This window comes from Vibrio sp. 947 (genome assembly GCF_033339115.1).
GTDB classification, from domain to species: Bacteria; Pseudomonadota; Gammaproteobacteria; order Enterobacterales; family Vibrionaceae; genus Vibrio; species Vibrio alginolyticus.
The window spans coordinates 1-13,738 of record NZ_JAWOTX010000017.1 but is presented as its reverse complement, the minus strand read 5'-3'; the positions used below and the strand labels follow the sequence as shown (position 1 = coordinate 13,738).

General features: G+C 38.5%; 17 protein-coding genes. 2 read left to right on the top strand and 15 right to left on the bottom strand.

All coding sequences use genetic code 11. From position 1 onward, the window contains the following. Positions 1–29 precede the first annotated feature (29 nt). From R7Q39_RS19365 to R7Q39_RS19330, 8 genes are all read right to left on the bottom strand, one after another. On the bottom strand, positions 30–1,217 hold the full coding sequence (locus R7Q39_RS19365) for a hypothetical protein (RefSeq protein WP_318076641.1): 1,188 nt from the start codon (positions 1,215–1,217) through the stop codon (positions 30–32). Between the two features lie 124 nt (positions 1,218–1,341). Then, positions 1,342–2,004: a hypothetical protein gene (locus R7Q39_RS19360; protein WP_318076640.1), complete on the bottom strand. Its 663-nt coding sequence runs from the start codon at positions 2,002–2,004 to the stop codon at positions 1,342–1,344. A 119-nt stretch (positions 2,005–2,123) separates the two neighbouring features. After that, on the bottom strand, positions 2,124–2,414 hold the full coding sequence (locus tag R7Q39_RS19355) for a hypothetical protein (protein WP_045592013.1): 291 nt from the start codon (positions 2,412–2,414) through the stop codon (positions 2,124–2,126). A gap of 19 nt (positions 2,415–2,433) precedes the next feature. Continuing rightward, positions 2,434–3,189, bottom strand: coding sequence for a TraX family protein (locus R7Q39_RS19350; protein WP_318076639.1), 756 nt, complete (start codon positions 3,187–3,189; stop codon positions 2,434–2,436). A gap of 208 nt (positions 3,190–3,397) precedes the next feature. Further along, the gene (locus R7Q39_RS19345; RefSeq protein WP_133297303.1) at positions 3,398–3,895 is read right to left on the bottom strand and encodes a hypothetical protein; all 498 of its coding nucleotides are present in this window, start codon (positions 3,893–3,895) and stop codon (positions 3,398–3,400) included. Positions 3,896–4,631: 736 nt separating this feature from the next. After that, positions 4,632–5,540, bottom strand: coding sequence for a fibrinogen-like YCDxxxxGGGW domain-containing protein (locus tag R7Q39_RS19340; RefSeq protein WP_318076638.1), 909 nt, complete (start codon positions 5,538–5,540; stop codon positions 4,632–4,634). A 2-nt stretch (positions 5,541–5,542) separates the two neighbouring features. After that, the gene (locus R7Q39_RS19335; protein ID WP_318076637.1) at positions 5,543–6,007 is read right to left on the bottom strand and encodes a hypothetical protein; all 465 of its coding nucleotides are present in this window, start codon (positions 6,005–6,007) and stop codon (positions 5,543–5,545) included. 142 nt (positions 6,008–6,149) lie between these two features. Next, positions 6,150–7,118, bottom strand: a complete 969-nt coding sequence (locus R7Q39_RS19330; protein WP_318076636.1) for a ParB/RepB/Spo0J family partition protein — start codon at positions 7,116–7,118, stop codon at positions 6,150–6,152. Positions 7,119–7,323: 205 nt separating this feature from the next. Between R7Q39_RS19330 and R7Q39_RS19325 the strand changes: the two genes are divergently transcribed. After that, a complete protein-coding gene (locus R7Q39_RS19325) occupies positions 7,324–8,124 on the top strand; it encodes a M50 family metallopeptidase (protein ID WP_318076635.1) in 801 nt (266 codons plus the stop codon). 77 nt (positions 8,125–8,201) lie between these two features. On the opposite strand, the gene R7Q39_RS19320 is transcribed toward R7Q39_RS19325, so the two are convergent. Beyond that, complete coding sequence (locus R7Q39_RS19320; RefSeq protein ID WP_318076634.1) at positions 8,202–9,173, bottom strand: hypothetical protein; 972 nt, start codon at positions 9,171–9,173, stop codon at positions 8,202–8,204. A 247-nt stretch (positions 9,174–9,420) separates the two neighbouring features. On the opposite strand from R7Q39_RS19320, the gene R7Q39_RS19315 reads away from it, so the two are divergent. Next, positions 9,421–9,924: a hypothetical protein gene (locus R7Q39_RS19315; RefSeq protein WP_318076633.1), complete on the top strand. Its 504-nt coding sequence runs from the start codon at positions 9,421–9,423 to the stop codon at positions 9,922–9,924. 111 nt (positions 9,925–10,035) lie between these two features. Here the strand turns inward: R7Q39_RS19315 and R7Q39_RS19310 are convergent, their stop codons facing one another. The 6 genes from R7Q39_RS19310 to R7Q39_RS19285 all read right to left on the bottom strand — a co-directional run bounded on the left by R7Q39_RS19310 (position 10,036) and on the right by R7Q39_RS19285 (position 13,529). Further along, positions 10,036–10,467 carry a hypothetical protein gene (locus tag R7Q39_RS19310; protein ID WP_053318887.1) on the bottom strand — a complete coding sequence of 144 codons (432 nt, stop codon included), beginning with the start codon at positions 10,465–10,467 and terminating at the stop codon, positions 10,036–10,038. A 43-nt stretch (positions 10,468–10,510) separates the two neighbouring features. Next, entirely contained in the window at positions 10,511–11,137 is a 627-nt protein-coding gene (locus tag R7Q39_RS19305) for an ABC transporter ATP-binding protein (RefSeq protein ID WP_318076632.1), read from the bottom strand. Between the two features lie 6 nt (positions 11,138–11,143). Next, positions 11,144–11,422 (bottom strand): hypothetical protein, encoded by a 279-nt coding sequence (locus tag R7Q39_RS19300; RefSeq protein ID WP_318076631.1) that lies wholly within the window; start codon positions 11,420–11,422, stop codon positions 11,144–11,146. 149 nt (positions 11,423–11,571) lie between these two features. Next, positions 11,572–12,324: an AIM24 family protein gene (locus R7Q39_RS19295; RefSeq protein ID WP_318076630.1), complete on the bottom strand. Its 753-nt coding sequence runs from the start codon at positions 12,322–12,324 to the stop codon at positions 11,572–11,574. A 112-nt stretch (positions 12,325–12,436) separates the two neighbouring features. Further along, positions 12,437–13,222 (bottom strand): hypothetical protein, encoded by a 786-nt coding sequence (locus tag R7Q39_RS19290; protein ID WP_318076629.1) that lies wholly within the window; start codon positions 13,220–13,222, stop codon positions 12,437–12,439. A gap of 4 nt (positions 13,223–13,226) precedes the next feature. Next, positions 13,227–13,529, bottom strand: a complete 303-nt coding sequence (locus R7Q39_RS19285; RefSeq protein WP_318076628.1) for a hypothetical protein — start codon at positions 13,527–13,529, stop codon at positions 13,227–13,229. Positions 13,530–13,738 lie beyond the last annotated feature (209 nt).

Genomic DNA, 13,738 nt, shown 5'->3' with positions numbered 1-13,738 from the left:
CCCCTATTCAGGGGCAATCAACAATTAGCTTATGCGCACAGTCTTTCTTCGATCACTTCCGAATATTTATTGATAGTTACAATTGCAGTAGCTACGTCTGTCCCTGAATCTTTGAATTCACCGCGATCAAGCATTTCGATATCTGCGCCGACTGCTTTTAACCATTCACGGAATTCAATTTGGATTTTTTGCTTTCCTGTTACCCAAGCTTGGCTCATCACAGCTACTAGACGACCACCATCAAGCAAGTGTTCATTGTACATCTTGCGAACGTGTTTAATGTCCTGGTTATTACAGAAAGGAGGGTTAGCACCAATTTTATTGAACATGCCAATTTTCTCGCGTGTAACGCTCATGAAATCGCCTTCGATTGGAGTATATCCCTGCTGTTTAAGACTGCTGATATTCAGATCAAAGATTTCGCACACAACGCCATCACTTGAGATTTCACGCATTTTATTAGCAATTGCTGCACGTCCTGCGCTTGGCTCTAGCCATTTATCTTCTGGTTTTAGATCTAGCTTTTTAACAACCTTAGATGAAACATTGTCTGTAGATTCGAAGATCTGGTATAGCTTCTTGTCATTTACCGCTTTTCCTTCCTGTAATCGCGTCAGAACGCTTTCTGCGCTACCTTCGAATACAAAGGTGCCATCTTGATAAGTACCACCAGCCTTGTTCATTAGAGCGCGAATCTGAGGGTATCCTTTCAGTTCTGAGTCAGGAAGGTAAATTACATGACCTTCTGCTCTTAACATTTTAAGTTCGGCTTCAACATCGCACTGGAAATCAACGTCGATAACTGGACTGATGTATTTTGACCACAAATCCACATTCTCATCTAGATCAGTCATAAGCTCAGACACTTTCCCATCAAGGAAATTCAAAGTTGACTGGGTAAGCATAAATGTAGCGTATTCACTTCCAGACTCTTCATGACAGATAATCAGCTTAGGCATTAAAAATGCGTCTTGAGAAGCTTTCTCGTAATCGTAAATCAGCTTTAATACAAATGTAGTGCTGTTAATTGTGAAGATAGATTGATCATTAAAGGCATTTTCAAACCATTCAGTTAATGAAACATAGACCTTGCCTTTAAACGAGTTTTTGTAGTGTTTAAAGTCAATAAGTAGCTCGTAAACGTAAACGTCATCAATTGGCGCTACGTGATATACATTAGCAAAAAAACCTTCTGGTCTGAATTTCTTAAATTTCATGGCGGTGTCCTTTAATTATTTAATTTATACTTATTATACATAAATCAGTTTAAAAGTAAACACCAATAAAAAAAGAAAGTGAATTACACTTTCTTTTGTTTTCTTCACATAAACGGAAGGTTACTTAAGCAGCTTTGCTAGCCTCAGCGAAGACTTCATCAATAATGTCATCAAATGTGCCAGAAAGGTACTCTTGTCTAGATAGTAAAGGCTCGTAGTCTTTAGGGTCTCTACCTTCAGGGATATCAAATGGATAACCATCAATAGCAAGCTCCATATCGAATCTCATCTTGCTGCCATGACAACTGATTTCATCAAATGTCATCGTTTCGTAGCGCTTTTCTAGTCGAGCTTGCAACTGCTCTCTAAACTGCTCTTTAACTTCTTCAAGGTCAGAGATTGACAGCACCTCACTTACATTCAAGAAGTATGTCATGAACCCGCCATCATCTTCGGTATAAGCGACCACTTTTTCAGTCGTTAGTTGAGAAAACTCTGACTTAATCGCTTCTGCATCACCTTCAGGCATCATGGAACAATATTCATCTTCTGAGAGGATTAGGTGATTAGTGCTTACTTCTTCAGTAGCAATCAAGTACACCTCTCCACGCTTTAGGTTCTTGAAGTAATTCATGTAACGATCATTACTTCGAAGATACTCAATTAGCTTAGGCTTCACGTCATTGATAATGACCTTTGAAGGCTTGTTGCTTAGTGAAGGACTCTTTTTGACTTTAGCTTTGCGCTGCTTTCTTCGTTTATCCTTTTGGGATTGTCTTACTGACATCTCTAACCTCTATCCAATCAATAGAATTAACTTGACGATACTACGACTGGTCATTATTACACTAAATTCATATAGCTTCGAGTTGCTAATGGAAAAATCAAGATCCACTTCAAACAGTGTTAAATTTCAATCGACAACCACTGGATAAAGTCTTCTTTTCGAAAAGAATAGCTCTTACAAAATCGCTCAAAATCATCCTTATATGCCAAAAGATACTGATTTGATTTAATAGCTTCTTTTTGCAAGTCCGAATAGATTATTCCTAGATTTGAACGGAGAATCTTAAGCTCTTTCATTACAATCTCTGCTTTGCCTTGGTTGTTAGTGATCACAGCCATATGTAAATCACCAACAAAACCATCACCTTCTTGAGCATGGGCTAGTACAGCCTTACAGAATTCATCTCTCATTGGGATCAAAAACCTATCATTAAAGCTTTAAAGCCAGGGCGATAAACAGCATGTGAACAGGGTAGAACCAATACATCCACTTACCCATTTTGGGGGCTTTTATGTTAATCATCTTGAACTGTGTAGCCATAAAACACAGCACCAATGCAAACGCAGAGCTGATAATCAGAGGCGTAGTGAAAGAATTGAACAAGCCATAGAATCCAATGACTACCTTCATGTATTGAAGATTACACAGCACTGCCAAAACAATACCAATTAACAAGAACATTGTTTTTTTCAGCTTTGATTCTGTCTGCATCATCAGAAACATGGATGGGACAATCATAATCCCCAATATGCCGTATTCGAATCCATACTGGTATACAGCTAGGCAGAGAAGAAATACTGGTAGTACTACACCTCTTAAATACAGCTTGTTTTCAGAGGCATACAAAATTGTCACTACCAATCCTGCAAAAAGAGTAAACATGATATTCATTAATTCGATATCACTATTAATCCTCAATAGCATCTCATGTGGTATCTCTGAAATAACCGCGAAAATCGCTAGATTAATTGCGTATTTATCAATAATGTCATCTCGACCACTCTTGTAAGCGTTTGATAGATTGAAAGCGACAACAAAAGCAAAAATCGGAAATGCTAATCTACCGATAGTAACCAAGACATTTCGATATTCTGGAAAGAAAAATCTTGAATGATCTATCACCATAGCTAAAACTGCAATGAGCTTTAGCATGTCAACCGCGCCATTTCTTATTGTGGTACTCATAGGAACAGTCCTGTCATGTTATAGGCGATATAGTCCGCTAAGTTGAAACAAATGGCGATAAAGCAACAAATTGCTGCTGTTCCGATTACTAGGGTTGAGAAATCTTTGAAATCTGAAATAGGATTGATAAATACCGTACCAATAGCGCAAGAACAAAGTATGAACAACACCCAAAAACCAATACCCATAATCAACCACTCCTATTAAATTATCTTAACTCAGGTTGTTTGTAGGTTGTCCATCTTGGAAAGTAGTGTCGAACAATGTTCCCAGAGTTTGCACATTGACAATGACGAGACATTGTTTTCAAAGCCGACGATAGAAAACTACCTGCCGCGATAGCTGCCTTTTCTTTACCTTCTTCAGTGCCAATTGTGGTGTCAACACTTTTCATTTTTTCAATTACTGTAGGTAGCTGGTGGCGCATTTTTTCAATTTCAGAATGCAGAACTCGAAGTGCATCCATATCATTCTGAAAATGCTTAGAATTGAATCGCTTTGGCGCATACTCATAATAGCGACCTTCTTTGGCAAACATATTATGGAAAACTGAATTTGCGCCAGCATTTGAAAAAAACATACTCAGGTAAGAGTAAAAATCATCGCGAGCAGCCATTCGCCAAAATCGCTGATTATCTTTTACGGTAGACGATGCCAAACGAGTAATGGATAAAGTGGTAATCATCATATAGCTTTCATTTTTCATTAATTATTTAGTATTAATTATTATACATATTAAATAATTCAAGTAAAGAAAAACCCCAGCCATAAGACTGGGGTTCCCATTCTCTTCGTAACATGCCAAGGTGCAGCTTGGCAAAAAAGGATCTACACATCCTACCCAAAAGAGAAATTCTAAATAATAGTGAGCATTCTAGAATGGTTGGCAGGCTTCGATATTCCAACGGGCTTAGTATTCTATACCTTAGCATTCCTACGAACAGCCTCGATCACTTGAGCCAACTTTCCTATTGCAAATTCCTTATGAGTATCGCGTCTCTCGCGCCAGAATACGCACTATTATTTAAACTGCTTACGGCAGTGAATCGCCAATGAATAGCATTCCCAACGTCTTAGTTCACCGATTTGGATTTCTCGGTTAATACCCAATCTAGATTCACCAATCACTTATGCCTGCCTTTTGGCACCTTCATGTCACACTAGACTTATTCAATACTTTCAACAATGTCTGATCAAGGTGCATTAGGCTATCACCTGTATCAATACGCTTGTTTACGGTATAGTGGCATATGCTATGCTCTCAGACTTCTTTAACGCTTTACGCATTTTGAGAATGGTTTGCACAGGTTGTCAGGACTGCTATTTTGGTTAAGCCATCAAAGGCGACTCAAACCACTCTCAAAATACGTTATCCGCGAAAACAGAATTAATTATACGAATAAAAAATAGAGCGTCAACAAAAATATTAACGCTCTTTGCTATTATTTAACCCAAACAGAATCAACCCAATAGATACCTGTCTCAAGTAGCTTCAACTTACCCGTACCAGAAAAATACAGATACTTGTGCTGAGCATAGCCTGGATTCGATTTTGTCACACTTCCAACAGTCGTATAAGTTGTGCCATTGTACCATTGGTTAGTTGTTGATACCCTCACACCATCAATCCATTCAGGCAGTGTTTTCATGATATACCCATTCGGACTAGAGCTATAGAAAAACTGCATGTAGTAATCAGAACGTGCATACTGAGAGGTATTAATGGTTGTTAATGAATAACTGTACCCTGCATTTTTTAATGTATGGGTCGAGTTAATAGCTCTATGATTGTACGCTGATGGAGTAGTTCCACCTGTAGCAACAAGCTTAGTCCCAAATGCATCATATAGAGTCCATCCACCACCAGTCATATCGCAATAAGCACTTCTAGATGGCAGTGGACCACTACCATCAGGATCAACTGTGTATACTTGGTTTCCTACACTGTCTCCACGATTAAGTATATCGATACACATGTTTCTAGCTACCATTGTACCGACCTGATCTCTACGCTCAGTCTTTTGAATTGTATCTGTGTCCAACTCTTCTTTATCAAGAACCCTCTGTCCTGAAAGCGAATTCACCTTGTATTGTGAAATTGTTCTTTCTGCATCATATGAACAAGTTTGCTCTTGTTCGAACTCCGTGCCAATTTCGACCCTATCAGCCTCAGGCGTCCAATCAGTACAGTTGTATGGTTCACTGAAGTTCCTCCAATCTGAATATTCAGGCGGTTCATATGTCCACGTACCAAGAGTCACTTCATGAGGGATTCTGATTATGTACGCGTCTTCAGCAACTGAATTGAAGGCAAATAAGCCAAGTAAAATAGTTAGTTTTGAAATTTTCATGGTTAGTATCCTGCATATATGCAGCACGGAACATTCTTATCTAGCGATGGTTCGCAGTAAGGTATTCCTATTGCTGCGTCTATAACAGATTCCTTTATTGAGACCCCATTCGGAGTGAACTCATATCCAGCGGCTTTATTGGTTTCAATACAAACAGACTCTTTCTGAGTTTTACTGCCTTGTATCGTAGTACCTATCATTCCAGGATATTCTTTCCACCCTTCAGGGATTGATTTAAGTAGCTTTTCATCAACCAAGTGTTGCAATCTAAAACTAGAATCAACCATGTTACCTTTGGACTCGTAGCTGGTTATAGCCCCAAGAACTTGAGAAGACTCATTAGCATATTTTGCAGACTCGCTTTTTATCTTATTATTCGTAAACGCCTCGGAAACATAGATGGTTCCCGCAGCAGAAGCAACAGATATCAGAACTATTGCAATTATCTGAATTATCAATGTTGGCATAATTTTAAAACCTATATTTTTTTATTAGTATTATTGTTTTTGTGATCATTGTATCACTTTTATATTCATTTGATTTGATTTTAATTAATAAAAACAAAAAGCCCCGAGCTAGGTCGGGGCTTTTTTATGTAACGATATCTATTTATGCAGCGTTTTTACTGGCTGTTTTTAATGATTGAGCTTTCTGATGCAATTGACTCTCAAGTTTTTGATTACTGTTGCTCACTGAAAATACGCGAAGAGATAGTGAACTTAGAGCGCTTGCGATTTCAGGACTAACCTTAACCTTAACCTTTCCTTCAACACTATCTAGACCTTCAGGAATGTGCTTTGCCACTTCAGAGATTAAGCCGCTCATGTTTTCTACTGTGGTTTCATTTAACTTATGAGTACCGCTCAACTCTGAACTGCGAGTTCGGCTAACCTTCACGCCTTTCTTTCGTTCCTTTTCACGCTCAGCTTTCACTTTCATATCTTCAACAGCGATAGCCATTGCAATATCAGCGCCGTGCTTACGGATCATGTTGTGCGCTTTAGTTGCTGAGTACTTACCTGTTTTGATCCATGCCTGTAGTAGGGCAGGGGCTTTAAGTAATTGCAGGTAGTTCGAAACCTGCGCTGGTGTAACACTAAGCTGCTTCGCAACCTCAACTTGATTTAGTCCGTATGAGATGAGGCGATTATAAGCATGAGCCATTTCAATTTGGTTTAGTTTGCGACCCTGAGACGATTGAATCATTCGGACAAACTGAGAAACCTCATCACCTTCCATCAACAAGACTTCAATTTGCTCGCACGAATATCCAAGCTCCATTGCTTTGTTGATCGCTACTGTACGATGATGACCTTCAATAACTTTGTATTTAAGCTCATTTCCCACCATAAACTCTACTACTTCGATAGGAGGGACGAACAAGCCGTTTTTGTATGATTCAACGAAGCCATTAATATGGTCTTCACAAAGTTCTCTGATGTTGTAACCTTTTTCGATCCATAACTGACTAGGCGCAATAGAGATCGCTCCTTTCGATTTCAGACCTTCGACTACATCTGAGTTAGTTACAACTTTAAGTAGCTTATTCTTTTTGTTCTTTGCGTTTGTAGTTGCCATGTGAATACCTTAGTTCTTAACTCTGCTTGTCTTGAATATACATTAATTAGTTTGAGAGTCAATGTTTGTTTGGTATTTTTTATTTAACGTCCAAAAAGTCATTTCTAAATCTTAGTCATATATTATTAAAAAATATCGACTTTTAGGTTGTTGAACGCTCTAGGCTCGCATAAAATACGCATCATTAACCAAGCAGGATTTATTTATGAATCAAACTGAAACCAAACCTTTAACAACCACTTCTACGCTAAGGAGAGTTCTTTCATCTCACCTTTTCTTTTTCGCTGCCTCACTGATTCTATCCATCTACATCCTAAAGTCAGAATCATCATTAATTGCTTACTGGTTCAAAGTGGCGCTTTCGCCAATTAACGTTTTTTTTCATGAAGGCTCACACGCAATCGCTGCATTTTTAACGGGGTTAGAAATTAAAGAATTTAATGTGACTTGGTACAGCGGTCATGTAGTAAACACCTACAACTTGGATGGGAGCGATGACTGTTCTCGGATAATTACAACATTTTCTGGCTACCTTGGCACAACATTTTTTGGTGGTTTATTCTTTCTTTTTTCATTTAAGAACAGAAAGATATTTATTTTATTTCTGATTTTTATCGCCTTCATGCTCACCACTTTATACGATAAAATAGAAACCGTTCAAACAATGAGTTACGTCATAATTTTCCTTGCTGTTTTCCTGCTGCCATTTAAAAAGTCAGAAAAATCGGCAAGTGCAGAAAATGTAGGTAAATTAGGGGTGTCCGAAATTGCAGATATTTTATTATCTTACCTAATGAGATTCATCAGCGTATTCCTAATGACGGATAGTCTGGTTTCACCTCTTAATGAGTTATCAAATGGACGCGGTCTCGACTCCAACAATTTAGTTAAATTACTCGGAGGGCAACAGACCTATTACGTTTATGTTTGGATGTTTGCTAGCCTTATGATTATGTTCCTGATCTGTTATGTTCTTTATCGAAAGGAATCTGTAAAAAACAAGTAACTCAACGAGATATCTATGAGTTCAAGCCAACAAAAAAGCGATGCTGTTTGCATCGCTTTTTTTATCACTAAATGATGCTATTCGCCTTCAGCATCACTGGATTTATTCTTCTTGGATTCGATTGCCAGATTTTTCAGCAACTCATCAACTTTAGCATTATGCTCATTCAACTCAGAGATTTCAGAAGAAAGAGATAGAAGAACCTTAGCTGTTTCAGAGTTAAGCTTGATAGTCACTTCTTCATTTTTCTCAAGCTCATCAACCTGAATCTGTCCCGCAAGGGAAGAAACAATGTCAGACATTGAACTTACCTTTTTTGCTTTCAGCTTTAACTTTTTGGTTTTCGGTGTAGCATCAGACTTACTGATCTCTACACCGTTCGCTTTAGCTTCTTTCTGCGCTTCTTTAGCTCGGTGTTCTTCTTTCGCCGCTTCCAGAGCCATGTCAGCACCAAAGTCACGGATAAGGCCGACTGCATTACTAGCTGCAATAGTACCTGACTTAATCATTTCCTTCAGCTCTTCAGGCGCTTTTAGCAGGAGAAGATAATTGGATACTTGAGCTGAGGTTGTCATTAGCTCTTCTGCTGCCTGAGTTTGAGTCAGACCCAACCCCATCATTCGCTTGTAAGCTGCTGCCAGTTCAAGCGCGGTCAACTTACGACCTTCAGCCGATTTAATCATTCGAGCAATGTGGTCTACCTCATTACCCTGAACTTCAATGACCGATACATTTTTGATATCAATACCGCGTTCAATTGCACGGAAGATAGCAAGAGTTCGGTGATGACCTTCAATAATCTTCAAGCGCAACTCATCATTGACAGTTACGGGTACAACCTCAATGGCTGGAACGTACTTACCATTAGAGTATGACGCTACGAAGTTCTCAACATGCTCATCGCAAATATCGCGGACGTTGAATCCTTGCTCGATCCAAAGCAATTTTGGGTCAGCGTTGTAAGCATTTACGCGTTTTACTGCTACTTCTTTATCACCGCTAAGCCCACGAAGAGACTTATTGGATGAGATTGCGATCTCGGATGTCATGGTCATACCTCATAAAGATTATTTAATTAATTGATTGGTTTGTGTGTTTAATAATACATCAATTAAGACGCCAGTCAAATAAATTAGTTAATAAATAACCACTTTTAGCTCACGCATTAAGCGGATTTAATTGACAAGCCTATAAAGTAAGCCCTTGAGAGATTGTTGAAGCCTATCTGCTTGCGTTTAAATCACGAAAGTGTCATTATCATGGCTCAATTAATTAAAGAAATAAAAAGGCATTCAAATGACAAACCCAATTGAGCAACCACAAAACCCTCTTAGCATTCGTGAAATGCGCAAGCTGAAGTTTATGGAAGGTCTTACTTTTGTAAGAGAAAAACAAGAGGGGAGTGGTCTTCAAGACATGTGGCTGCTTGTTTTACCATCAATTGAAACGGGCATGAATCATTACCTAGCTCTTAACCAAATTGCGGACAAGACATTTGAAGAAACAAATGAACTAACGCAAAATACATATACCAATGCTGTTGCTGATCATGGTGCGGAAATGGTAAAAAATGAAGCGCTAAAATACGTTCAGCTAATTTTAAATCAAGAGCTATTCGAAAATCGAACAGAAGCTCAAGCGTTTGAAGCTATTTGGTTCATCAAACATTTCTTCGATTTTGAGAATGCTGGCCTGGAAGATAAATTCGTAGAGGTCTTCCCTGAATCTAAAGTGATTTTTGCAGATGTAAACTTCGTTCAAGCTCCAATTCCTGAAGCTGCTGAACAAGTGGAAGAGTAAGAATTGACTATTGCCAGAATTTTTCTGGCTAAAACAAAACCCGCATTGATTGCGGGTTTTTATTTGTCTTTAAAATATAGAATTGTCTCGGTAGACACATTAAGTATCAATCTACTCTTGGGCTTTTATTAGAAGGTCAAGAACAGGCGACATTTTAATGCTATCAATAGGAACATTCTCTACATCCCAACTCACAACAAGCCTCTGCCTGTCCGAATATGAACCATCAACCTCAATTACAATATAAAACACACCACCATCCTCTCGCTTGATACGCTTAAGGTCTTTCCATGCAAGCAGTGATTCAACAGCGATTGAATCCCCCAAAATCTCGCAAGTGCCATACATGCATGGTGTATCCATTCTGGGTTTTGCATATGTGACATTGCAAAATTTAACGCCAAGAGAGGATATAAGCTTATTCATACCGCTAGTTAAGAAAGCGCGGTCTGGAATACTTCTAATGTCAGCTTTAAACAACGCCCCATCTATCCTCTCACTAACTAAAAAGCCGTTATCTTCTTGCAACTGTTCTCGTAACATGCATTTACCTTTACAAATGAGGCTGTAATTCTATCAGACTGATTTACATCAAGCCTGATACCAGTGTTTTAACATCATCAAGATAAGGTTGTTCTTCGTTAATTTCAATGATATTAACCCCTTTCATTAAGATTAATGCAGGGTGGTGAGTAACAAGAACCACTTGAGAATGCTTGGCGATTTTCTTAATCATCTTCTGCAATTGGATCATCGCTTTCGCGTCAAGGGCTTGCTCTGGCTCGTCAAAGAAAACAAGGCTAGCTTCTTTTGAGAGCTTTTCCGCTTCTTTAAGCATGGCATTGGTGTTCATGCCCGAACTCATCTCTTTACGATCCATCCAATACACCGTTTTATGCATAAAATTCTGGTCGAACGGGGTAATTTGGTTAAGGTTCAGCGATGGGATGTTATCCTCAGACATAAAGAAATATACCATTTCTTTATCGTCACTCTTGGTGCTACTAATACTGATTCCATTTGGTTTCGATTTACCGAAAAGGTATTCACGCACAGATTTAAGTAACGTGCTTTTACCCGCCCCATTGTGACCAATAACCACATTAACGCCTGGCTTGAACTGAAACTCAATTTGTTTGGTTTCTTTTGGCTTGCTGAATCGATCCCAATGAATGTGTGAGCTATCAAAAGCAATCGTATTTAAAATAATCATATAATTCTATTCCTCTTCCTCGTCTTTGCACGGATCAAGGTCAAATGGCTGAGCTTCTACAATGCCGATATCGTTTACTAACTTGGCATCGTATGAAATCTCAAAACTACCAGTACATAAATTATCTTCGTAGATTTCACCTTTAATATCACTAAAACTGCCTGATTCCGACTGAACCGTTCTGTTTACTCCGCAATGAGGACACTTAAGGATAAACTCTCCATCTTCTTTGAAAAGCACCGTTACGGGGAGAATGTCGTTACTATCAGTTTTTTCAAAATGCATTTTCTTTTCCGAATTTTAAATTAATTATGATAATTATACATGTTAAGCATCAAAAGTAAATATCCATATTGCTGTGCAAGGATGCATATTACCCCATATAAAAAGCCCCTGAGAGGGGCTATAAAGAGTCAGCAAGCTTATCTCTGAGGTTAACTACTAGAAACGCCACCACCATTTTTTCTGATTTCGTTCCATGTTGACATGGCAAATCGGTCAAACGGCATTGTTTGCAATAGAACTACACCAGTACCACTCAATTTTACAAGGGACAAGCCTTCACCACTGAACAGCATTGATTTCAGACTGCCGTTTTGAACAACCTCATAATCAATGTCATCCTCAACATAAGCCAGCAAAGAAGAGTTATCGACGAAGATTGTTTCATTATTTAGTTGTCGCATGAAAACTCCGCCACCAGCATTCAAGCAAACGTTGCCATCACCTTCAATGCGTTGCAGGAAGAACGACTCACCAAACAAGCCTCTAATACTGATATCTGACTTCAGACCTATTTTTGTACCTAGAGCACCGCATAAAAAGCTATTCTTATTACAAATCAAAGAACCGTTAAAGGAACCCATATCTATCACAGCCATTGAGCCAGGAACCGTAGCCGAGAAGTATACATCTCGTCTCTTGTCAGACACATTTGTGAAATGTGTCATAAACAATGTTTCGCCTGATAGCATTCTTGCAGCGCCATTGAACAGTGATCGGAATATTCCTGTGTTTGGTTCTGATCCATCACCCATAACGGTTTTGTACTCAATTCCCTCATCATGAGCCATCAAAGCACCAGCTTCAGCGATAACCACCTCGCCTGGATCTAGCGTTACTTTACAATGAGACATTACCTCACCAAAGGTTTCTATCTCAATCTCATGACAGACTTTTTTATTCATACCATTAATCTCATTAAGTTTATTTATGATTTTTTGGCATTATACATTATTTAAACAATTAAAAAAGAGGGGTTATTAAATAGGCTTTTTATTAATTAAAAATCAAACAATTTTAGCAATCGCTGTTTTTATCAAACACGCAATCTCTTGCATCATGCATTAACGAGAAGTACTGCCGATTCTGCGCTTGACTACCAATACTAGAAGGTTTGTAAACTTTATTTGTATTTATCATAAACATCTCTAATACTGAGTGAAAAACAACATCTTTGACCACATCAATAGAGTCGTCCTCACAGCTAAGCTTACTTTCATTTTTATTAACTATGTATGGATTTGTACCAAGCATTAACCCCTGCATAAGAGTGACATTGTGATATTCAAAGAGGGACTCAATAGTTGAAAACTGCGTTTCAATCTCCTTATCTTTGAGAAGAGTGTTGTACACCTTATGCGCAAAATCCACATGCTCAAGAGCAATTGAAACGTATTTAAATAAATTATTCTCATCAATTACAGTATCGTCATTTACCTCTTCGTGGTAAGTTCGATCAGAACACGAAATACTCTCAAGATACTCATTCAGATTGACATTAAAGTTCTTATCAATCCATTTGGTTACAGGAGTTTCGTTTTTAAGATAGATTCCAGTATCTCGACAGTAAATTGATCTGATAGGCAGGGAAAACGGAATGTAGTGGTCGTGTATGGAATTCCATTTATCCAAATATACTTTATTTGTGGCATCATATCTTGAATCCAATTTAAAACGCATGTGACGAAACAGCTCAGGTTTCAAGTACTTTGCAAATTTTTGAGGAAACAGAAGAAAAACATAGACTTCAGCTCTATCCTCCAAATTCAAATCGGATATAAATCCAGACATATAAGAAAACATACCGTTAGCCCTTATTGTTAGTGTTCGCCAGTTTTAAGGCGTTAATCACAATATTTTCTTTGTATTTGCACTCTTTCATCGGCAACGCATACGCAACCTTAAGCGCTCTAACCTTCATCGGATCATTATGAGTCGCTTCTGCTACTTCAAGTAACTTTTTGCGGCTCAATGGCTGCATAACCAGCTTATGAAGGTGATTAATCGCATTCACATGTTCTTTAAAATTATCTTTGTAATTTTGAAGGCTACTCTTCACATAGCGAATTGCTTGAACCAAAGCGACGATTAGCGCTACTTGTACACCCACCGCTAGTGGATTAGTTACCTCTTTGACATTCTCCCCTCCCTCGCTTCGCGCCCACTACGTGGGTAAGGAAGGGGATTCATTGTTATTTGATTAACAATGGCTGGCTTCTCACGAATCCAGTTGATTCCTGCATACAGAACTCTAATGAGTTAGGATTTCCGCAGGCTAACACGCCATGTCCTGACGCTAAAATATTGAGACTCGCATTA